Annotated in this window: 21 protein-coding genes; 3 read left to right on the plus strand and 18 right to left on the minus strand. The window is 31.2% G+C overall.

The annotated features are described in order from the left end of the window. Nucleotides 1-4: 4 nt before the first annotated feature. The 14 genes from cysD to INR78_RS05425 are packed head-to-tail and all read right to left on the minus strand — an operon-like array spanning nucleotide 5 to nucleotide 13,459. Nucleotides 5-910, minus strand: a complete 906-nt coding sequence (gene cysD / locus INR78_RS05360) for a sulfate adenylyltransferase subunit CysD (RefSeq protein ID WP_223077785.1) — start codon at nucleotides 908-910, stop codon at nucleotides 5-7. Further along, nucleotides 903-1,505: an adenylyl-sulfate kinase gene (cysC, locus tag INR78_RS05365; protein WP_223078035.1), complete on the minus strand. Its 603-nt coding sequence runs from the start codon at nucleotides 1,503-1,505 to the stop codon at nucleotides 903-905. Before cysC ends, cysD begins: the two co-directional genes overlap by 8 nt. A 7-nt stretch (nucleotides 1,506-1,512) precedes the next feature. Continuing rightward, entirely contained in the window at nucleotides 1,513-1,938 is a 426-nt protein-coding gene (locus tag INR78_RS05370; RefSeq protein WP_223077786.1) for a DUF2061 domain-containing protein, read from the minus strand. Between the two features lies 1 nt (nucleotide 1,939). Beyond that, nucleotides 1,940-2,749 (minus strand): 3'(2'),5'-bisphosphate nucleotidase CysQ, encoded by an 810-nt coding sequence (gene cysQ / locus INR78_RS05375; protein WP_223077787.1) that lies wholly within the window; start codon nucleotides 2,747-2,749, stop codon nucleotides 1,940-1,942. Next, nucleotides 2,736-3,749: an SDR family oxidoreductase gene (locus INR78_RS05380; RefSeq protein WP_223077788.1), complete on the minus strand. Its 1,014-nt coding sequence runs from the start codon at nucleotides 3,747-3,749 to the stop codon at nucleotides 2,736-2,738. Before INR78_RS05380 ends, cysQ begins: the two co-directional genes overlap by 14 nt. Before the next feature lie 2 nt (nucleotides 3,750-3,751). Beyond that, entirely contained in the window at nucleotides 3,752-5,020 is a 1,269-nt protein-coding gene (locus INR78_RS05385; RefSeq protein WP_223077789.1) for a nucleotide sugar dehydrogenase, read from the minus strand. 2 nt (nucleotides 5,021-5,022) lie between these two features. After that, nucleotides 5,023-5,892, minus strand: coding sequence for a dTDP-4-dehydrorhamnose reductase (gene rfbD / locus INR78_RS05390; RefSeq protein WP_223077790.1), 870 nt, complete (start codon nucleotides 5,890-5,892; stop codon nucleotides 5,023-5,025). Further along, on the minus strand, nucleotides 5,889-6,434 hold the full coding sequence (rfbC, locus tag INR78_RS05395; protein ID WP_223077791.1) for a dTDP-4-dehydrorhamnose 3,5-epimerase: 546 nt from the start codon (nucleotides 6,432-6,434) through the stop codon (nucleotides 5,889-5,891). The genes rfbD and rfbC overlap by 4 nt, the downstream gene beginning before the upstream one ends. Then, nucleotides 6,434-7,300, minus strand: coding sequence for a glucose-1-phosphate thymidylyltransferase RfbA (rfbA, locus tag INR78_RS05400; RefSeq protein WP_223077792.1), 867 nt, complete (start codon nucleotides 7,298-7,300; stop codon nucleotides 6,434-6,436). The genes rfbC and rfbA overlap by 1 nt, the downstream gene beginning before the upstream one ends. After that, nucleotides 7,300-8,316, minus strand: coding sequence for a dTDP-glucose 4,6-dehydratase (gene rfbB, locus INR78_RS05405; protein ID WP_223077793.1), 1,017 nt, complete (start codon nucleotides 8,314-8,316; stop codon nucleotides 7,300-7,302). The genes rfbA and rfbB overlap by 1 nt, the downstream gene beginning before the upstream one ends. Further along, nucleotides 8,306-9,364: a hypothetical protein gene (locus tag INR78_RS05410; protein WP_223077794.1), complete on the minus strand. Its 1,059-nt coding sequence runs from the start codon at nucleotides 9,362-9,364 to the stop codon at nucleotides 8,306-8,308. The genes rfbB and INR78_RS05410 overlap by 11 nt, the downstream gene beginning before the upstream one ends. 5 nt (nucleotides 9,365-9,369) lie before the next feature. Next, entirely contained in the window at nucleotides 9,370-11,058 is a 1,689-nt protein-coding gene (locus INR78_RS05415) for a hypothetical protein (protein ID WP_223077795.1), read from the minus strand. 29 nt (nucleotides 11,059-11,087) lie between these two features. Further along, complete coding sequence (locus INR78_RS05420; protein ID WP_223077796.1) at nucleotides 11,088-12,590, minus strand: GH3 auxin-responsive promoter family protein; 1,503 nt, start codon at nucleotides 12,588-12,590, stop codon at nucleotides 11,088-11,090. Next, on the minus strand, nucleotides 12,590-13,459 hold the full coding sequence (locus tag INR78_RS05425; RefSeq protein ID WP_223077797.1) for a M23 family metallopeptidase: 870 nt from the start codon (nucleotides 13,457-13,459) through the stop codon (nucleotides 12,590-12,592). The genes INR78_RS05420 and INR78_RS05425 overlap by 1 nt, the downstream gene beginning before the upstream one ends. A gap of 119 nt (nucleotides 13,460-13,578) precedes the next feature. On the opposite strand from INR78_RS05425, the gene INR78_RS05430 reads away from it, so the two are divergent. Then, complete coding sequence (locus tag INR78_RS05430) at nucleotides 13,579-13,758, plus strand: twin-arginine translocase TatA/TatE family subunit (protein WP_223077798.1); 180 nt, start codon at nucleotides 13,579-13,581, stop codon at nucleotides 13,756-13,758. A gap of 68 nt (nucleotides 13,759-13,826) precedes the next feature. Here the strand turns inward: INR78_RS05430 and INR78_RS05435 are convergent, their stop codons facing one another. Genes INR78_RS05435 through INR78_RS05450 form a run of 4 tightly spaced genes read right to left on the minus strand, consistent with a single transcriptional unit; the run spans nucleotide 13,827 to nucleotide 19,239 of the window. Continuing rightward, nucleotides 13,827-14,804, minus strand: coding sequence for a DUF4837 family protein (locus tag INR78_RS05435; RefSeq protein ID WP_223077799.1), 978 nt, complete (start codon nucleotides 14,802-14,804; stop codon nucleotides 13,827-13,829). Nucleotides 14,805-14,830: 26 nt separating this feature from the next. Next, the gene (locus tag INR78_RS05440; RefSeq protein WP_223077800.1) at nucleotides 14,831-16,420 is read right to left on the minus strand and encodes a lytic transglycosylase domain-containing protein; all 1,590 of its coding nucleotides are present in this window, start codon (nucleotides 16,418-16,420) and stop codon (nucleotides 14,831-14,833) included. Nucleotides 16,421-16,458: 38 nt separating this feature from the next. After that, nucleotides 16,459-17,646, minus strand: a complete 1,188-nt coding sequence (gene pgk / locus INR78_RS05445) for a phosphoglycerate kinase (protein WP_223077801.1) — start codon at nucleotides 17,644-17,646, stop codon at nucleotides 16,459-16,461. Nucleotides 17,647-17,664: 18 nt separating this feature from the next. Continuing rightward, nucleotides 17,665-19,239, minus strand: a complete 1,575-nt coding sequence (locus INR78_RS05450; RefSeq protein ID WP_223077802.1) for an SPOR domain-containing protein — start codon at nucleotides 19,237-19,239, stop codon at nucleotides 17,665-17,667. 122 nt (nucleotides 19,240-19,361) lie between these two features. Here INR78_RS05450 and INR78_RS05455 point away from each other — a divergent pair, with 122 nt between their 5' ends. Both INR78_RS05455 and INR78_RS05460 read left to right on the plus strand, forming a co-directional pair. Continuing rightward, the gene (locus INR78_RS05455) at nucleotides 19,362-20,516 is read left to right on the plus strand and encodes a DNA polymerase III subunit delta' (RefSeq protein WP_223077803.1); all 1,155 of its coding nucleotides are present in this window, start codon (nucleotides 19,362-19,364) and stop codon (nucleotides 20,514-20,516) included. A 57-nt stretch (nucleotides 20,517-20,573) separates the two neighbouring features. After that, a complete protein-coding gene (locus tag INR78_RS05460; RefSeq protein ID WP_223077804.1) occupies nucleotides 20,574-20,969 on the plus strand; it encodes a DoxX family membrane protein in 396 nt (131 codons plus the stop codon). Nucleotide 20,970 lies beyond the last annotated feature (1 nt).

The following is a 20,970-nucleotide window of genomic DNA, read 5'->3' on the forward strand; positions in this document are numbered from 1 at the left end:
AACTCTAAAAATATCCTTCTCTTTTTCTATCTTCCATTGCCGATTCTGAACGCTTATCGTCACTTCTGTTACCTCTTTCGGTTTGACGCATTGCTGAAACTTCTTGAGCTATTTTTTCTACTGTATCTGCATCAGATTCAATTCCTCCTGTTATGGTAATATCTCCTAAAGTCCTAAAACGTATTTTTTTAGTTACTACTTCTTCACCTTCATCTAAAATTAAAAATTCAGATTTTGGGATCCAAGAGTTACTTCTCCAAACCACTTCTCTTTCGTGAGCAAAGTATAGTGATGGAATTGAGATGTTTTCTCTTTTAATATAATTCCACACATCCATTTCTGTCCAGTTACTTATTGGGAATGCTCTAAAATGCTCGCCTTCAAAATGTTTCCCGTTAAAGATGTTCCATAATTCTGGTCGTTGATTTTTTGGATCCCATTGTCCAAAATCGTCTCGATGTGAGAAAAAACGTTCTTTTGCTCTTGCTTTTTCTTCATCACGTCTTCCTCCTCCTATTGCACAATCTATTTTATTAGCTTCAATAGCATCTAAAAGTGTTGTAATTTGTAGTGCGTTACGAGTTGCATTTTTTCCTTTTTCTTCAGCAACTCTACCTTGGTCAATAGACTCTTGAACAGATCCAACAATTAAATTAGCGCCTAATTCTTTAATTAAATTATCTCTAAATTGAATAGTTTCAGGGAAATTATGTCCTGTATCTACATGCATTAAAGAAAATGGTATTTTGCTTGGGTAAAACGCTTTTCTAGCTAAATGTGTAACGACTATTGAATCTTTACCACCAGAGAAAAGAATGACTGGATTTTCAAACTGTGCCCAAACTTCTCGCAATACAAATATTGCTTCACTTTCTAATTCATCTAAATAGTTTAAGTAATACTTACTCATTGTCCAGTTTTAATTTTGGTGTTATGTGGTCAATAATTTTATTAACCGCCTCTTTTACAGATACTTCTTCTGTTTTTATTTCTATATCAGGTTGTTCTGGTGCTTCGTAAGGCGCCGATATACCTGTCATGTTTTTTATCTCTCCTGCACGTGCTTTTTTATAAAGTCCTTTAACGTCTCTACGTTCACATTCTTCAACACTAGTATTGATAAAAACCTCGACAAAATTACTGTTTTTAACGATATTCTTGACGTTTTCTCTATCTTTTTTATAAGGTGAAACAAATGCAGCTAAGACAACTAAACCTGCATCAATCATTAAGTTAGAGATCTCGGCTATTCTTCTTATGTTTTCAGTTCTATCTTCAGGTGAAAATGTTAAATCATTATTAATTCCTTTTCTAATATTATCACCATCAAGCGTATAGGTTTTAATTCCTTTTTCAAAAAGTTGCTGTTCTACAAGATTTGCTATTGTAGATTTACCAGACCCTGATAGACCAGTAAACCAAATTAAAAAGGATTTGTGATTGTTTTTTAGCCTTCTGTCTTCACAACTAACTTGATAATCATGTTGTATGATATTTTTGCTTATGTCTGGTTTATTTCCTTCTTTCATCTAATCCATAATTTATTTTATACCATGTTCTTTCATGTAAATAGTATAATAGCATTTTTGTAATAACTTCTGCAAAACCAATTTTAAGACCTGTTAATGGGTCACCAGATATAATCCAAGCCAAAATTATTGTGTCTAAAGTGCCTATAAATCGCCAAGTTAATGTTTTTGCTATGTGCCTTTTTTTACTTTCTAGTATTTTACCGTCTTTTGATAGGTTAATTTTAAACCATGTTCTTTCATGTAGATAATACAAAACCATTTTTGTAATCACTTCTGAAAATCCAATTTTTAATCCTGTAAATGGATTACCAGATATGATGCATGATAGTACAATTGTATCTATTGTACCAACAATACGCCAAGTAATGGTTTTGGCAAGGTGCCTTTTATATGAGCTATCTTTCATTTTATTTAGACACTACAAACCAAGGGTTTAACAAATTTTCTTTGTTATAAAGTAATGGTTTATTGGTTTCTTTTGAAATTACAGAAATACCAACAGCATTACAGATAGCTTGTCCTGCAGCAGTGTCCCATTCCATAGTTGGTGCAAAACGCGGGTAAACATCTGCTTTACCTTCTGCAACTAAACAGAATTTTAAAGAACTTCCTTTTGATACTATGTGTACCTCTTTTCCTTGTTGTTTTAAATCTTCTACATAGTCAAGTGTTTCTTGACTCATGTGAGAACGACTTCCAACAACTTCAACTAGTGATGAATCATCTTGTTTTGGTGTCAGTTGAGTTGCTGAACTTAAAACTTCATCTATTGAAACATCATGAGTATTTAATTCTGCTTTAAAAGCTTGTTTGATTTCTACATCTGCAACATAAATGGTTTTAATTGCAGGTACGTAAATGACGCCTAATTTTGGAATACCATCTTCGGCTAATGCTATGTTTACAGTAAACTCACCATTTCTTTTTATAAACTCTTTGGTACCATCTACAGGATCTACAATCCAGCATTGATTCCAGTGTTTTCTTTCGTTATAATCTGTTTGTTTATTTTCTTCTGAAATAATTGGAATTTCTGTGGCAATTAAAAACGAATTAATAATGTCATTCGCTCTTTTATCTGCTTCTGTTAATGGCGATTTATCGTCTTTGTATTCTACTTCAATTTCAGAATTATAAACCTTCATTATTTCCTTTCCGGCAAGTAATGAAGCTTTTATTGCTGATTCTAAGTTTTTTGAAATGCTAAATGCTTTCATTATTATCTATATAATATTTTATCGTGTGTTCTATTCCTTCAGAAAATGAGAACTCAGGATTGTATTCAAAATTAGTTTTGGCTTTAGATATATCTGCTAAAGAGTGTTTTACATCGCCTTGTCTTTCTGGTCCGTTAGTTACTTTGGAGGACGTTGAAATATTTAAAGCTGAAAGTCCGTTTTTAATAGCTTCAACTAATTCATTTAAATTAGTGTTATCGCCAAAAGCAACGTTATATACTTGATTAACTGCGTTTGGGTTATCTGTTAAAGCTGCTTTTATATTGGCTTGAACTACATTTTCTATGTATGTAAAATCTCTTGAGTGTTTTCCGTCTCCGTTGATAATAACCTCTTCATTATTTAAAAAACGACCAATAAATTTTGGTATTACTGCTGCATAAGCGCCATTAGGGTCTTGTCTTTGTCCAAAAACATTGAAATATCTTAAGCCAATTGTTTCTAAACCATAGGTTTTGTAAAAAACATCTGCATACAGTTCATTGACATATTTAGTGACTGCATATGGTGATAATGGTTTGCCTATGTTGTCTTCTACCTTTGGAAGTTGTTTACTATCTCCGTAAGTGCTTGACGATGCAGCGTACACCATTCTTTTTACTGTAGAAGACTCTTTAGCTGCTACTAATATGTTTAAAAAACCAGAAATATTAACTGCGTTAGAAGTTATTGGATCATTAATTGATCGTGGTACAGAACCTAAAGCTGCTTGATGTAAGACGTAATCTACATCTTGCATTGCTTGTTTACAAGTGTCTAAATCTCTAATATCGCCTTCTATAAACTTGCAATTAGGTTGTTTAATAAAATCGCTAATGTTTGAAAGTTTTCCTGTTGCAAGATTATCTAAAATAACGACTTTTTTAGCATTATTTTTAAGTAGGTATTCTACTAAATTCGATCCAATAAAACCTGCGCCACCTGTTACTAAAAAGGTGAGATTTTTTAATTTTTTATTATGGAAGTTGGTTTTGTACATAATTATAGGCGTTTATCAATTATAGAAACATTTAATGTTCCTTTTACATCATAAATCACAGCTTTTTCCTTTTTAAATTTTGCTAAATCTAACTTGTTAAACTCATTATGCGATACTACGTGAATTATTCCATCATATTTATCTTTAATATCAGAAACTAAACTAATAGAATATTCTTCTTCAACTTCTTTTGTATCTGCCCAAGGATCATAAATATCAACGTCGATATTATACGATTTTAAGCTTTTATATACATCTATTGCTTTTGTATTTCTTATATCAGGACAGTTTTCTTTAAATGTTATTCCTAACATTAAAACTTTCGCGTGTTTAACCTCTATTCCTTTGTTAAGCATAAGTTTTACAAAATCTGACGCTACAAATTCTCCCATAGAATCATTAAGACGTCTTCCTGCCAAAATTATCTCTGGATGGTAACCAACTTCTTGTGCTTTTTGAGCTAAATAATAAGGATCTACACCTATACAGTGTCCACCAACCAAGCCTGGTTTAAAAGGAAGAAAATTCCACTTTGTAGAGGCTGCTTCTAGTACAGCTTGTGTATCTATGTCTAATTTATTAAAGATTTTAGCAAGCTCATTTACAAAAGCAATATTTATATCTCTTTGTGCATTTTCAATAACTTTTGCAGCTTCTGCAGTTTTTATAGAAGGTGCTAAATGTGTTCCTGCTGTAATAATAGAAGCGTATAAATTATTTACAATTTCTGCTGTTTTTGGCGTAGAGCCAGAAGTGACTTTTTTAATCTTTGTAATAGTATGTTTTTTATCGCCTGGATTAATTCTTTCAGGTGAATAACCACATGTAAAATCTTTATTAAAAGTAAGTCCGCTAACTTCTTCTAAAATAGGAGCACAAACATCTTCGGTAACACCTGGATAAACTGTAGACTCATAAATTACAATGTTATCTTTTTTTAAATATTCTCCAATGGTTTGCGAAGACTTTATTAATGGTGTTAATAATGGTCTATTGTTAATGTCTACAGGAGTTGGAACGGTAACTATGTATATATTACAGTTTGCTAAATCTTCTTTATTATCGGTTATTTTTAAACCTATTTTTTCTTTATTCAATACAGATTTCAGGTCTTCTTCTGTTACTTCCAAAGTCTCATCTATACCTTTATTTAGCTCAGATACTCTAGTCTTATTTATATCAAAACCAATAACATTATGCTTTTTTGAAAACTCTACAGCTAGTGGCAAACCAACATAACCTAAACCTATTACAGCTATTTTAATATTCATAATCAGCTATTTTGGTCAAAAGTAATTGCTTTTAAACACTTATCTAAACTTTTCTCCCATTGTATTGGTTCTAAATTTAGAAGTGAGTGTATTTTACTAGTATTTAATACACTATATTTTGGTCTTGTTGCTAGTGTTTTAAATGTATTTGAGTCGGTTTTGTAGAGGTTAATATTTGCTTTTGATTGCTTAAATATTTCTTTTGCAAAATCATACCAAGTGATTTGTCCTTGGTTTGAATAATGATATATTCCAAACTTTTTAGATTGACTGTTTATGATTTTTAAAATAACTGCTGCTAGATCTTTTGCATAGGTAGGACAACCTGTTTGATCATCAACAACACTTAATTCTTCTTTTTCTTTAGATAGTCTCAACATGGTTTTTACAAAATTACCTGCGAACTCAGAATATAACCATGAAGTACGAATAATGAAATATTGTGGTAGTTTTGACGTAATTTCTAATTCTCCTTCTCGTTTTGTTTGTCCATATACAGATATTGGATTTGTAGTGTCTTCTTCGGTGTAAGGTAATTTTGCTGTTCCATCAAAAACAAAATCTGTAGAAATATGTATTAGTACTACGTCTTTATTTTTACAAGTTATTGCTAGGTTTTTAGCGCCTGTAATATTAACTTTTTTTGCTAATTCTTGCTCTTCTTCAGCTTTATCTACTGCTGTGTAAGCAGCGCAATTAATACAATAATCAAAATTGTTTTTACTAAAATAATCTTCTACTTCATTTATATTAGAAATATCTAAATCATTACTTCCTAAAAACACAAAATCTAACGAAGGATAATCGTTAGATATTGATTGTATACATTGAGCTAATTGCCCTTTTCCTCCTGTTACTAAAACTTTTATCATTGAGAAAATTGCTTTATTGTTGGCAGTATTTTGTCTTTTTCTGATATTAACAACTCATCTTCATTTAGCAACCAATCTATGTTTAAATCTGAGTCATTATAGATAATTCCTTCTTCTGCTTCTTTGTTATATAAATTATCACATTTATAATTGAAAACTGCTGTTTCACTTAAAACCACGAAACCATGTAAAAAACCTCTTGGAACAAATAGTTGCTTCTTGTTTTCTGAAGATAATTTTACTGATACGTGTTGTAAATATGTGGGTGAATCTTTTCTAAAATCTACAGCTACATCTAGTACTTCGCCTTGTGTTACTCTTACTAATTTAGCTTGGGCAAACTCACCTTTTTGACTGTGTAATCCTCTTAAAACTCCACGAGAAGAAAAAGACTCGTTATCTTGAACAAAATTTACATTTTGATTAATTAAGTTATCAAAAATTTGCTTGTTGTAACTTTCAAAAAAATAACCTCTTGAATCACCAAAAACAGTTGGTTCTAAAATGTAACAGTCTTTTAATTTTGTTTCTAATGCAACCATTATTCTTCTTTTACTAAGCTAATTAAGTGTTTACCATAGCCGCTCTTTAAAAGTGGTGTTGCAAGGTCTATTAGTTGTTGTTTAGAGATAAAACCGCTAGTATAAGCTGCTTCTTCTATGGCGCCTATTTTTAATCCTTGTCTTTCTTCAATAACTTGAACAAATTGAGAGGCTTGCATTAAAGATTTAAAAGTACCTGTATCTAACCAAGCTGTACCTTTATCTAGTATACTTACTTGTAGCTTTCCTTGTTCTAAATAAGCTTTATTAACATCGGTAATTTCTAATTCGCCTCTATGACTTGGTTTTATATTTTTAGCAATATTTACTACCTCATTATCATAGAAATATATTCCAGGAACAGCATAATTTGATTTTGGGTTTTCTGGCTTTTCTTCAATAGAAAGTGCTTTACCTTCTTTATCAAAATTGACTACTCCATAACGTTCGGGATCTGTAACGTGATAAGCGTAAACAATACCTCCATCTGGATTATTATTTGCTTTTAACAGGTCTGCAAGTCCAGTTCCGTAAAAAATATTATCTCCTAATATTAAGGCTACTTTGTCTTCTCCTATAAATTCTTCTCCTATAATAAATGCTTCTGCCAGACCGTTTGGTGCATCTTGCACTGCATATTGAAAAGTACAGCCTAAATTTGATCCATCTCCTAAAAACTGTTTAAAAAAAGGAAGATGTTCTGGTGTTGATATGATTAAAATTTCACTTATTCCCGCTTGCATTAATGTTGATAGCGGATAATAAATCATTGGTTTGTCATAAATAGGCATTAACTGCTTACTTAAAACTTTTGTTAATGGGTGAAGTCTGGTTCCTGATCCGCCTGCTAAAATTATTCCTTTCATTAATCAGTATATTTTTTTAGGTACCAATCTATAGTTTTTTTAATACCTGTTTCAAAGTTTTCGTCTGCTTTCCAGTCTAATTCATTTTCAATTTTTGAAGCATCTATTGCGTATCTAAAATCATGACCTGGTCTGTCTGTTACAAAAGTAATTTGATCTTTATACGATTTGTCTGCAGGTTTTATTTCATCTAAAATAGAACAGATTGTATCTACAATGTAAAGGTTATTCCTTTCATTTCTTCCTCCAATATTGTAAGTTTCTCCTGCTTTTCCTGTATTAAAAACTAGGTCTATACCTTTACAGTGATCTAATACATATAACCAATCTCTAATATTTTTTCCATCACCATAAATAGGAATGTTTTCTCCTGAAAGAGCTTTTCTGATAATGGTTGGTATAAGCTTCTCATTATGCTGTTTTGGACCGTAATTGTTAGAGCAGTTTGTGGTTACTACATTCATTCCATACGTATGAAAATAACTTCTAACAATAAAATCTGATGATGCTTTTGAAGCGCTATACGGACTATTTGGCGCGTAAGGTGTGTTTTCCGTAAATAAACCCGTCTCGCCTAAAGTACCATAAACCTCATCTGTAGATATATGGTGAAATCTATTGTTTTCATAACCTTTTTTGCATTTAAATGGTGCTTCCATCCAATTGGATTTTGCTACATCTATTAAATTAAAAGTTCCTGAAATATTAGTATCTACAAATGCACTTGGGTTATTAATTGAATTATCAACATGAGACTCTGCTGCAAAATGTATAACGCCATCAAATTGATATTTATTAAATAAAGATTCTATTAAGTTTCGGTCACAAATATCTCCTTTAATAAAAGTATAATTTGGATTACCCTCTACTTCCTTTAAATTAGAAAGCTCTCCTGCATAGGTGAGCTTATCTAAATTAACAACATTTGTATCTGGATTGTTGCTAAGATAATGTAGAATAAAATTAGACCCTATAAATCCTGCGCCTCCTGTAACAAGTATTGTTTTATTCTTCATAATTTAATGTAAATATTATAACTTTTTTAGCTATAAATAAAATGATTAGCAGTATAAATGCTAAAACAGGGAATATAATAGAATATTTTTCTAACCAACTAGAAGACGCATTTCCAACTCTTTGAAAACTTGATATAACTTCAAAGATAACATCTTGCTCTATTTTCTCTTCTTCTAATTGTTTTATTTCGTTTCTTATCTTTTGTTCTTCTTTTAATAAGTCAAATTCTCTAGTTTTAGAGCTTTCATTTGAAGTAATTGAAAACTCGCCAAGTCTAACATTTTGTTTTTTGTTATCGGCTTCAGATCTAACAACATCTATATAAAATTGTTTTAAAGAATCTACTTGCTTTAATTGATCATAAAGGTTTTGCTTCTGAATTTCAATTAAAGTGTCTCTTCTTCTCATCTCCTTACTAGTATAGTCATTAGTAAAAGAGTTTAAAATACCTCCTTCTAAATCTTTAAAAATATCAGACTTATATGCATTAGCTTTTATTAGAAAATATTTACCAGCATACACGCTTCTGTTTTCTAAAAACTCTTCATAAGAATAATCTTGAGCTCTAACAGAATCTAACTTACTAATAAACTCTTCATACTGCAATAATTTATCATTTTCAGTTTCTGGTCCTGGTTCTATTTCAAAACTTTTAATTTCGTTAATAACATCATCTCCAACTTTAAATATGTCTTTTAAGGTTTCTTTCTCTTTATTAGAAATTAATGCGTTAAAGTAATTAATGTTAGTTACTAATTGATATTTTGAATTGAAATACGGCTCTACCAACATTTCTGTAGTGTAAATTGTTGGTCTTGATTTTTCAATAGCATAACCGGTAATAGCAGCTATAAGTAAAACTCCTAAAACTATTTTCCAACTTTTAAAAAGTGTTTTTAAGGCATAAATAATTGAGGAGAAAATAGTTTTAAGAATGCCTTTAAAGAAATCTAAAACTTTACTAATAGCATTTCCAATTAGATTAAAAAAAACAATTAAGTCTACTTCTTCGTTTTGTTTTTGATTATTTGGTAATTCTTTACTCATAGCTTTTAAGCAAATATTTGTTGTAATATTTTACGTGTTATTAAATATGTTGGTTTTACTCCAGAAGTACCTAAACCTCCTGAAGCTAACGTACTTCCTGTTTCTAACGGATTATCACTTGCGTAATAAGCGTATCTTACTTTTACATCTGGATTAATACTTCGTCTTACTTTAGATGCTGCTTGTATAGCTTTTTGATAATGCGCACCTTCCATTTCTAACCCAATAACATTCCATGTTGAGTTAAAAAAGAATTTAAGTATGTCTTTATTTTGAAGTGATGTTCCTAAAACAGTTATCATAGAGCCTTCATAAACATCTACACCTTGTCCTTCTAAATCTGCTTTAGATAATTCATTTGTAAAAGGATAGTTATCTGCTGTACCTTCAAAAATATGAGCAGAAGGTATCATAATATCTCCTTTTCCTCCTTCTAATATTCCTGCTTTACCCATTATTGATACAGACTCAATATTTAAAAACACTTTTTCTCCTTCGTTAGTGTAGGGTTTTAAAAACTCGTCAATGGTTTCGTATGCTTGCTCACCAAACGCATAATCCATTACAAATAAAACTGGTGCTTCCTTATCTTTAGAAGGTTTAGGTAAATTTAAATCTGTTTTAGAAAGATCTATTTTAGATGTGTCAAAAATCTGAACGTCTATGTTTGTTCCCGACTCATCTTCTATAAAAATCATTCCTTGCTGTAACGCCTTTTGCTTTACTTTATTGCGAAGCGATGTATTGTTACTTTGACTTAAACTTTCGTAAACTTTAAAAATGTCGTTTTTAGAAGTTTCTGATTTTAATGCGATTGGTGCAAAAAGTGTATTCATAACACTGTGTAAATTTGCACTAATTATATGAATTGGTCTTTCTAAAAGCTCATGCTTTTGTAGGGTATCTTTAATTCTATTTGCCCAAATTTCTCCATGTAAATGGTGCCCTAATCGTTCTCTTAATACAGGACTAAAAGTAACTGTTCTTTTATTGTTATGAACAACTTCTTCTATTGCAAGATTACCTAGCCAATAGACTATTTCTAATAGACGTTCTGGTTTATTTGGTAAAGCAAAAGCGTTGTAAACCTTAGTAAGTTCTTTAAACGTTCTTCCCAGTATATTAGCAGTGTGTGTTATTGCTATTTCTCGTTCTTTTTGAGTAAGCTTTTTTGTCTTTAAGACTGCTTGTTCTAACTTTTGCCAATCTCTTGTTGTTGCTCCGTTTTCATCTATAAGTACACGCTTACTTATTTTATGAGACTCTACAAACAAAAAGGTTAGATGGGTTAATATATCGTATATTTCTGATCTTCCTCTTGTTATTTCAATATTCATCTGCTCATCATCAATACGATAACAGTTACGACGTCTTTTAGGAGGTATTATAACCTCAAAATGTGAGTCCTTATAACCTTCGTCACTTGTTAAATTGATAAATCGGCATTGTTCTATCCCGTATGGTAAACGGTCTATAACATAAAGCAAGCCTTCTAATTCTGCTTTTTCTTCTGATATAGAACCATAAATTTCTGGCCGTAAAACCAATAATGCTTCTCTTAATGTTTCTCCAGAAACACCCATTGGCTTATAAAACCCACGATTAAACAAGTGTCGCATGGTAATATACATACGTTCAATTGCATTTGAGCTTTCTTGAGCTCTAGTTCTTTCATGTGGTTTTTTTATACTCATTATCTAGTTTTGTTGAGGCAAATATAATATTATTTAACCAATAAGAATGCTTTTAAGGCTTCAGCTATCTTTCTATCATTAGACAGTCTTGGCATTTTATTTTGTCCACCTAATTTACCTATAGATTTCATGTAGTTTTGAAATCCATTTTTTTCAATTTTTGTAATTTTTAATGGTTGAAGTACTTTTCCTTCAATTAAATCAAAATAATAACTGTTTTGCTTTTGCAAGGAAGCGTCTAATTTTTGCGCTAAAGCGGAAATGTTTTCTGGTTCATTTTCAAACTCTATAAACCATTCGTGATACGGTAATCCTGAATCTGGATTTATTTGCGGAGCTACAGTAAATTCATTTATTCTAATTGAAGTATTTGTTGTTGCTTCTTTCATTGCTTGCTCTACTTCTTTGCCAATAACATGCTCTCCAAATGCAGATATGAAATGTTTAATCCTACCCGAAACAATGACTCTGTAAGGGTTTGTATTTGTAAATTGAATGGTATCACCAATGTTATAAGCCCAAAGTCCTGCTGTTGTTGATATAATCATAACATAATTTACACCAACCTCTACATCTTTTAAAGTGATTCGTTTAGGGTTTTCGTTGAAAAAATCTTCTGCTTTTACAAACTCATAAAACATACCTGAGTCTAGTTGTAAAAGCATTCCTTTTTCATTTTGCTTGTCTTGAAAAGCAAAAAAACCTTCGCTTGCAGGATACAGTTCTATACTATCTACTTTTCTTCCTATTAGGTTTTCAAATTTAGCGCGATACGGTTCGTAATTAACACCTCCAAAAATGAATAAGTTGAAGTTTTTAAAGATATCTCCTACCTTTTTTCCTGTTTTTTGCTGCAGTTTTTCAAAATACATTTGTACCCATGACGGAATACCTGATATTACTGTCATGTTTTCTGGCAATGTTTCTTCTACAATAGCGTCTACTTTGGTTTCCCAGTCTTCAATACAGTTAGTTTCCCAAGATGGCATACGATTTTTTTGAAGGTATTTTGGAACATAATGTGCAACAATACCCGATAATCTACCTAATTGTACTCCGTTTTTTTCTTGAAGTACTGGACTACCTTGTAAGAAAATCATTTTTCCGTTAACAAAATCTGCATTACCAGTTTCGTGTATGTACATTAAAATAGCGTTTCTAGCTGCATTTACATGTGTTGGCATACTATCTTTGGTAAGCGGAATGTATTTTGCGCCAGATGTTGTACCTGAAGTTTTTGCAAAGTATAGAGGCTTACCTTTCCAAAGTACATCTTCTTCTCCATTAACTACACGGTCTACATAGGGTTTTAAATCTTCGTAATCTCTTATAGGTACACGTTTTACAAAGTCTTCGTAAGTGTTGATGCTTATAAAATCGTGGTCTTTACCAAATACGGTTTCTGTTGCTTCTGAAATAAGGTTTTTAAAAACTTTTTCTTGAGTTTCAATGGGATTATTTGCCCATTTTTGAACTTTCTTGTAAATACGTTTTGCAAATGGTTTTGCTAATATGGATTTAAATGAAGGCATTACTTAAAATCTATAAAATTAGTTGGGTTTACAGGGTAACCGTCGCTCCAAAGTTCAAAATGAAGATGTGGACCAGTAGTTAATTCACCTGTGTTTCCTGCTGTAGCAATTACTTCTCCTGCTTTAACTAAATCTCCTTGAGATTTGGTTAATGACGCATTGTGTTTGTATACAGAAATTAGTCCTGAGCTATGTTCTATTAAAATTACATAACCTGTTTGTGCAGTCCATTCTGCAAAAATAACCGTTCCGTCTGCAGTTGCCTTTATTGGCGTGTTTTCTTCTACAACAATATCTACAGCATAATGTTTACTTTTTACATCATAAGACTCACTAATGGTACCGTTTACTGGAGGAAAAAGTACAAAGTTTGTTTTAGCTGTAGCGGTTTCGAATAAGCTATATTTATCTTCTTTATCTACTTTTTCTCTTAACAAAGAGTCTTCTTTTATTGGTGATAAATCTACCTCACTAACTTCTTGCTTTACTGCTTGAATAATGGAATCTTTATCAAAATCTGCGACACTAACTTCTCCTTGTAGAACTTGTTTTATGGAAGCAAAATATTTTTCGTTGAAATCTATAACGCGTTGTAAGGAATCTGTTTTAAAACTTAGCGCTATAGCTTTCTTTTTTAAAGATGTTGACGAATAACCAGGTATATATTCTTTTAAAGGCGTAAATGCAATTAATAGTGTTGTAAATGCAATTAAAAATATAGCCGATAATGTACCTATTACAAATACATTTAATCGGTTTAAGTTTAAAGATAAACGCTCTTCAAAAGTATCTTCATTTAAAATAACTAAACGGTACTTGTGTAGTAGTTTCTTCTTTATTTTTTTTGATTTCTTTTCGCTTTTTGCCATAGTAAAAAACAAAAGTAATTAAAATATTATGTTAAGCGCTTTAAGCAAATGCTAAAGTTAGTGTTTAAACGTTATTATTAAAGTTTAATTATTAACTTTGTAGCCTAAATTAAAAAGTTATGATTTCTAATAGTATATTTTTAGGTGTAGTAGGACCTTGGCAAATTGCCGTAATTGTTATTTTGGTTTTACTTTTATTTGGAGGTAAAAAAATACCAGAATTAATGCGTGGTCTAGGAAGTGGAATTAAAGAGTTTAAAGACGCAAGTAAAGAAGATAATAAAGAGGAAAACAAATAATCTTTCTCATTCTTATAAAAAAAACCCAATGCAATGCGTTGGGTTTTTTTATGCTTTAAGCCTAACTGTTATTTAACTTTAAGCGACTTTATAATCGCTTCAAGCTCTAAAACAAAGTCTCTTTTGTTTACAGATGGTGCAAAAGTAAATCCTTCTGCAACTATGTATCTATTATTTGGTTTATCCTCTATCATATAATTTACAAAAGGACCAGCATTAAAAGTCCCTTCTATATCCCAAGTACTTCTTACCTCGTAAGTTGGTTTATTGTCAATTGTTGTATTGAATAAAAATGGCGAGTACGCCTCTTCTGTCTTCATGTAGCTACCGTCTAAAGGTCCTGGTATATATTTTTTACCCAAACTATCTCTGTGTTTTATAACTTGCTCTATGATATCTCCTTCTTTATTGATAGAATCATAAGGAATGGTATATAGCATAACGTTGTTTGTTCCTGTGCTTAGGTTTTTTCTTATCCAGAAAAAGTTATCGTCCTTTTTAGCAAATCTGTAAATAGAAGGAAAGCTAATTGTAATGCCTAGTGCTTTCTCTACTTCATCTGTATTTAATACAGATTTTTTTATTTGATCTTGGCGCCATTTTACTTCTTGCGCTTTAAAAGCACTAATTATTTTATCCTTATTAGCTTTTAAAATTTCAATAATTTGATCGTTGTTTTGTCCTGTTACAAATACTACTTTCTGTGGTTTTGCATATACATTATTTGCAATTTTTAAACCTGCTTCTTTTCCTTTGCTAACTCTTAAAACGGTTCTGTTTTTTGTAGCAAAATCTTTAAAAACTTGAGGTGGAATTTGATTTACATCAAACATAGGCTCGTTTTGTGGTAAACCAGGTACATTTGTTGTTACTACATCTCTTACTGCATCTCCTACACGACCTTTCCATAAATCACTATCAATAACGACAGAAAGGTTGTTTAAAACTCCTGATGAGTCTTGTACGTATCTTTGTTCTTTTTTATTCTTATCATTACACGCAATAGTAAGTGTAGCTGCTAAGACCAATAAAATTATTTTTTTCATTTTATAACGATGTTTTAATTTGAAGTTTAGCCTTTAGACAGTTTTAATGTCATACCTGGCTTTAAATTAGTACCACTAATACCGTTCCAATCTTTAATATTTTCAACAGAAATTCCTGAGAATTTTTGAGAAATACTCCACAAGCTATCTCCTTTTTGAACGGTATAGGTTTTTCCTTTATAGTTTTTTAGATTTGAACTATTTGAATTTGAAGCTGTTGTTTGCCTTATTGCTGCGCCATTACGTGGGTAAATAGTCAAACGTTGTCCTATTTTTAAATTATTACTTCTTAAGCCATTCCACCGTTTTATTTGACTTACTCTTACTCCAAATTTTCTTGCAATTTTTCCTAAATAATCACCTTGCTTAACACGGTATCTAGTTTTTGTATCTGTATTAAAAAATTGAGGTAACGGTTTTTCGCGTTTATCAAATTCTGCTTTAGCATAAGCATACATTTGATCTTCGTTATTTACAAAAGCGCCAATAATATTTCTTGGTAAGCGTAATGTATAGTTTTTACCTTCGATGTGAGGAATAATATCTAGTTTGTACGATGGATTTAAAAACTGAAGCGTTTCTATCTTAACACCTGTAAACTCTGATACTTGATCCAAAGTAATCATTTGCTTAACGCGAATCGTATCTGTGTCTATATAATTAAACTCTGGTTTATGCTGAATGAAACCATGCTCTTCTGCATATTCAAAAATATACATAGTGGCTAAAAATGCTGGAACATATCCTGCTGTTTCACGTGGAAGATGTGGACGAATATTCCAATAATTTTGATACCCACCAGAACGTCTAATGGCTTTACTTACATTACCTGGTCCAGAATTATATGCTGCTAGCGCCAAGTCCCAATCTCCAAAAAGCTCATAAAGTTTTGCTAAGTATTTTGCAGCAGATTCGGTAGATTTTATTGGATCACTACGTTCGTCTACATAACTACTTACATCCAAACCGTATTGCTTACCAGTAGCAAACATGAATTGCCATAATCCTGTAGCACCAACACGAGATCTAGCTCGTGGTTTTAAAGCAGACTCTACAATTGCTAGATATTTCATCTCTAGAGGAATATCGTAGTTGTCAAATTCGCGTTCAAACATTGGAAAGTAGTAATTACTTAATCCCATTAAACGCTCAAAAGATTGATGTCTGTTCTTTAAGAACATTTTTATCACACTTTCTAACGCAGGATTATATTCTACATTAAAAGGTGTTTTTGCATTTAACCTTTTAAGCCTTGCTTTTAGTGTGTCTGTGGTTAATTCTGGATAGTAAACTGCTTTATAGTTAAGTCCTTTAACATCTCTGTAAATGGTATCAAAAAGTGTTGTACTATATAACTCTTCTAACCATTTTTTATCAATTTCTGCAGCGTATTCATCATCTAAAAGTTGTTCTGGGATTTCTGCAGAAATTGCTTTAATTGATTTTTTATAATACGTCTGACCATCAATAATTGTGTCTATCTCATAACTTTCTCCAGAAATTAATTGGTCTTGTTTTAGCCTAGTTGAATTGGTTTGCAAGGAATCTTGTGCCAATAAACAGCTACAACAAAGTGATAAAATTAAAACTATTAAAAATGATTTTTTTAAAGACATATAAAGCGTTTTATTGCTTAACGTTAATTATTTATATTTTATTCTAAGATAGCAGCGATACCTGGTAAAGTTTTTCCTTCTAAACTTTCTAACATTGCGCCACCGCCGGTACTTACATAACTTACTTTATCTTCAAAACCAAACTGTTTTACTGCTGCAACAGAATCGCCACCACCAACAAGTGAAAAAGCGCCTTTTTTAGTTGCTTCTGCAATAAAATTACCTAATTCTATAGTACCATTAGCAAAGTTTTCCATTTCAAAAACACCTAAAGGTCCGTTCCATAAAATGGTTTTAGATTCTAATACAACATCCTTAAATTGCTCTAAAGATTTTGGTCCTGCGTCTAAACCTTGCCAGCCATCTGGTATATTATTTATATCACAAATTTGAGTACTTGCATTATTATCAAACTTATCTGCTGCTTTAACATCTACAGGTAAATGTATTTGTACATTTTTCTCTTTTGCTTGTTTTAATATATCTAATGCTAATGGTATTTTGTCATCTTCGCAAATAGAATCTCCTACTTTACCACCATTAGCTTTGGCGAATGTAAAAGACATACCGCCACCAATAATTAAATGATCTACTTTATCTAAAATGTTTTCTATAATTGTAATTTTAGAAGACACTTTTGCACCTCCAAGTACTGCTAAAACTGGTTTTTCGCCAGTTTTCATAACTTTTTCTATACTTTTAATTTCTTGTTCTAAAAGGTATCCAAAGCATTTATTTTCTGTAAAAAATTGTGCAACTACTGTTGTAGATGCGTGTGCACGATGCGCTGTACCAAAAGCATCATTTACATAAATGTCACCTAATTTTGATAATTGTTCTGCAAAACCTTTATCGCCTTTAGTTTCTTCTTCATGAAAGCGTAAATTTTCTAAAATTAAAATTTTTCCTGGTTCTAGATTTGATACTGCTTGCTCTACTTCTTCTCCAACACAATTGTTTACAAACTGAGTTTCTACACCAATAATATCTTCTACTTTAGATACAATATGCTTAAGAGAAAATTCTTCTTGCACACCTTTAGGACGACCTAAATGAGACATTAAAACACAACTACCACCATCTTCAAGTATTTTGATTATTGTTGGTTTAGCTGCTTGTATACGAGTGGCATCTGTAACTTTAAAATTAGCATCTAAAGGCACATTAAAATCTACTCTGATTAAAGCTTTTTTGTTTTTAAAATTGAAATCGTTAAGCGTTTTCATTAGTTTTTAATTTTGTTGTTAATCGAGATTGGCTTTAAAAATCCAAGCATCTCTATATCTATAATTTGTTCTTAATTCTTCCATAAGCTTAAAAGCTTCTTCTGCGGTATCGCTTCTAAGTACGTAAACGTAGTTCCAATTATTTTTTGGGTTTACAAATACGTCTGCATCAAATCCTTTTTTTATTAATGATGCTGTCCATTTTCCTGCTCTTTGTGCTTCTGAAAACACATTAGTAACCACATAATAACCTCCTTCTATACCTATAACAGATGTAGATTTTTTTCGTTTTAAATATCTAAAAGCATTAGAGTTTAACCCTTTTTTGTAATATACGTAAGGTGCTCTTTTTGTGTCTTTAGGATCTTTACTTGCTATAGTAGAAGCGTTAGATCTTACTATTTCTGGTTCTACTTCGGCTTTTTTGCTTACTGGTGTTGTTTCTTGTACTACATCTTCAAAAAATGTTTGTGCAATCTCAGTTTGAAATGCGGTAAAATATAAGTAAAAACGATCTGATTTTGTTTTTAATCTCATCGTTGTTTCACTTATATCATTACTAATTATTGTGTTATTATAATTAGGGATTTTTAATTGAGCAATGTCAAAACCTAAAGTATTTTCGCTATTAGGGTATCGGTCTCTATTGACCATAGAGTTATTGGTTATTGTACTATTAAAAAAGTTTTGCTGGTATCTTACACCATTACTTAAGGATTGAAATTGATCGCTATTTGCCTTTAAAATGGCACACTCGTCTAAATCTAAATTATTATCTCCTTCTAAAGCAGATACAACTATTGAAGTGTTTACTTTACCTTGATTAATAGATTTAAAATTTTTAAAGTTTATATCTACTGGTTTACTATTTACTAAAGCAAAACCATTGTAAGTTGAAATGTATTTTGGATTATCTGTTGGTGATTGATAAATAACATACAACATCCAACCTGCTGCACTACCACCAGACAAATAGCCTTCTGTTGCTTTAACATTTGCAACAGTGTAGTTACCTGCTTTATCTTCTGTGTTTTGAAGTAATTTTGTAACATCTGCATAACAAACATATGGCGAGTTTATTGCATGCGTTACATTAGTTGATCCGTCATAAATAATATCTCCTGTAATGTCTTGATAATCTTGATTTGGAAGCTTAAGTTTGATTTGATTTATTACTGATGATCGCTCTCCATTACCTCTAAAGATATAATTATCCTTTTTAGCTTTTCTTGTGCCTTTTTCGTACGCGTAAGTTGCTGTCCAATATAAACCAGCATACACAATTTTTTTAAAATCATCAGGTAATGTTAATTTTGCTTGACTAGAAGAAAACGTTTCTGGATTATCATCAATATCAACATATTTCATTTTAATATTGTCGTTGTCTTCTTGTCTATTGTTGTATGGTTTTTTACTGTCTTCACTTAAAAGATTATTACCAATAACAGCAGCATCACCAAAGATATAAAACTCGTTAACCGGTTTAAAAGAAACACCATCAGAAAGCGTACTATCTATAGCTACTTTTAATTCTTGAGCTACTGATATATTTATACTTAAAAAAGCAATAAAAAATACAGATAGATATTTCATTTAATTTTAATGATTAAGTAATTTTCAAATATAGACATTTAGAGTGATACAAAACAGCGTAATTATTAAAATCAAGCTGTAAGATATTCGCTTTTATTTTAGAAGAAAACTATATTTGCTTTATGCTTTTTAGTGATATTTTAGGACTTCAACATATAAAAAAACACCTTACAACTAGTGCAGACCATGGTCGTATACCACATGCACAGTTATTTGTAGGACCAGAAGGGTCTGGTACATTACCTATGGCTATTGCCTATGCACAATACATTTTGTGTGGTAACACCAATGCAGAAAACGATGGTAATAACCAAGCTTGCAACTTAAAGTTTAATAATTATTCGCATCCAGATTTACATTTTGCCTTCCCAGTAACCACAACAGATAAGGTAAAAAAACATCCTGTTAGCAGTGCTTTTTTAGAAGAATGGAGGCAATTACTAAACCAACAACCTTACGGAAATTTATTTGACTGGTACAGACTTTTGGGCGTAGATAATAAACAAGGACAAATTGGTGTAGATGAAGCCCAAGATATAGTTAAATCTCTTAGCCTTAAAGCTTATGAAGGTGGCTATAAAATTATGCTAATTTGGATGGCAGAAAAGCTTAACACGCAAGCCGCTAATAAGCTTCTTAAGTTAATTGAAGAACCGCCAAATAAGACTATTTTTTTATTAATTGCCGAAGACGAAGAGCAAATTATAAATACCATTAGATCACGTTGCCAAATTATACATTTTCCGCCATTAGCAGAAGAAGATATAAAAAACGGATTGATAAAACAGTTTGATATTAATGAAGCTGATGCTACTAAAATTGCACACCAAGCCGAAGGTAATTATAATAAAGCATGTGATTTAGTCTATCATGATAGCGAAGACACTCAGTTTGAAAAATGGTTTATATTTTGGATTAGATCTGCTTTTAAAGCTAAAGGAAACAAAGCTGCAATACACGATTTAATTGGTTGGAGCGAAGAAATTGCAAAAACAGGTAGAGAGACACAAAAGCAATTTTTAAACTTCTGTTTAGACTTTTTTAGACAAGCCTTACTGCTTAATTACGGTGCTGAGGATTTGGTGTTTTTTGAAGCTAAAGCTGAAAAATTTGATTTGTCAAAATTTGCTCCTTTTGTGCACAATAATAATATTTTAGATATTTCTAATGAGTTACAAGATGCTATTTATCATATAGAGCGTAACGGTAACTCAAAAATAATTTTAACTGATTTATCTATAAAATTAACTAGACTTTTACATGCTAAGCAAGAGTAGTATTAAGCCAAAATTTCCTTTATAATTTTAATATCTTTAAATATAAACTAATTAACTATGATTTCTATTTTAGACCACATTACCGAAATAATTTTATTACTTTTTTTAGCCATCACTTTTTTACAATCTGGATTAGATAAAATTTTGGATTGGAAAGGAAATATTGGCTGGTTAAAAGAACATTTTTCTAAAACTTTTATGGGGAAGATAGTAGAAATAAATGTTGCTATTATCCTAATAATAGAAGTTATTGCAGGGATTTTGGCTGTTTTAGGTATATACCAACTTGTAGTTAATGATAACTCTACTTTAGGGTTTTATGCTGCTATTTTAAGCGCTATTACATTACTTTTATTATTGTTTGGGCAGCGTGTAGCTAAAGATTATGACGGTGCAAGAACTATTGTTATCTATTTAATTCCTACTCTTTTTGCTTTGTATTTAATGCAATAGA

Source organism: Mesoflavibacter sp. SCSIO 43206 (assembly GCF_019904215.1).
Taxonomy (GTDB): Bacteria; Bacteroidota; Bacteroidia; order Flavobacteriales; family Flavobacteriaceae; genus Mesoflavibacter; species Mesoflavibacter zeaxanthinifaciens.

Excerpts from the sequence above, each read along its gene's own strand:
- rfbD (WP_223077790.1), bottom strand. The coding sequence starts at position 5,892 with ATGATAAAAGTTTTAGTAACAGGAGGAAAAGGGCAATTAGCTCAATGT.
- INR78_RS05460 (WP_223077804.1), top strand. The coding sequence starts at position 20,574 with ATGATTTCTATTTTAGACCACATTACCGAAATAATTTTATTACTTTTT.
- INR78_RS05430 (WP_223077798.1), top strand. The coding sequence starts at position 13,579 with ATGATTTCTAATAGTATATTTTTAGGTGTAGTAGGACCTTGGCAAATT.
- pgk (WP_223077801.1), bottom strand. The coding sequence starts at position 17,646 with ATGAAAACGCTTAACGATTTCAATTTTAAAAACAAAAAAGCTTTAATC.
- cysD (WP_223077785.1), bottom strand. The coding sequence starts at position 910 with ATGAGTAAGTATTACTTAAACTATTTAGATGAATTAGAAAGTGAAGCA.
- INR78_RS05450 (WP_223077802.1), bottom strand. The coding sequence starts at position 19,239 with ATGAAATATCTATCTGTATTTTTTATTGCTTTTTTAAGTATAAATATA.
- INR78_RS05425 (WP_223077797.1), bottom strand. The coding sequence starts at position 13,459 with ATGGCAAAAAGCGAAAAGAAATCAAAAAAAATAAAGAAGAAACTACTA.
- INR78_RS05385 (WP_223077789.1), bottom strand. The coding sequence starts at position 5,020 with ATGAATATTAAAATAGCTGTAATAGGTTTAGGTTATGTTGGTTTGCCA.
- INR78_RS05455 (WP_223077803.1), top strand. The coding sequence starts at position 19,362 with ATGCTTTTTAGTGATATTTTAGGACTTCAACATATAAAAAAACACCTT.
- cysQ (WP_223077787.1), bottom strand. The coding sequence starts at position 2,749 with ATGAAAGCATTTAGCATTTCAAAAAACTTAGAATCAGCAATAAAAGCT.
- INR78_RS05435 (WP_223077799.1), bottom strand. The coding sequence starts at position 14,804 with ATGAAAAAAATAATTTTATTGGTCTTAGCAGCTACACTTACTATTGCG.
- INR78_RS05410 (WP_223077794.1), bottom strand. The coding sequence starts at position 9,364 with ATGAGTAAAGAATTACCAAATAATCAAAAACAAAACGAAGAAGTAGAC.
- rfbC (WP_223077791.1), bottom strand. The coding sequence starts at position 6,434 with ATGGTTGCATTAGAAACAAAATTAAAAGACTGTTACATTTTAGAACCA.
- INR78_RS05380 (WP_223077788.1), bottom strand. The coding sequence starts at position 3,749 with ATGTACAAAACCAACTTCCATAATAAAAAATTAAAAAATCTCACCTTT.
- INR78_RS05440 (WP_223077800.1), bottom strand. The coding sequence starts at position 16,420 with ATGTCTTTAAAAAAATCATTTTTAATAGTTTTAATTTTATCACTTTGT.
- INR78_RS05370 (WP_223077786.1), bottom strand. The coding sequence starts at position 1,938 with ATGAAAGATAGCTCATATAAAAGGCACCTTGCCAAAACCATTACTTGG.
- rfbB (WP_223077793.1), bottom strand. The coding sequence starts at position 8,316 with ATGAAGAATAAAACAATACTTGTTACAGGAGGCGCAGGATTTATAGGG.
- INR78_RS05415 (WP_223077795.1), bottom strand. The coding sequence starts at position 11,058 with ATGAGTATAAAAAAACCACATGAAAGAACTAGAGCTCAAGAAAGCTCA.
- rfbA (WP_223077792.1), bottom strand. The coding sequence starts at position 7,300 with ATGAAAGGAATAATTTTAGCAGGCGGATCAGGAACCAGACTTCACCCA.
- INR78_RS05420 (WP_223077796.1), bottom strand. The coding sequence starts at position 12,590 with ATGCCTTCATTTAAATCCATATTAGCAAAACCATTTGCAAAACGTATT.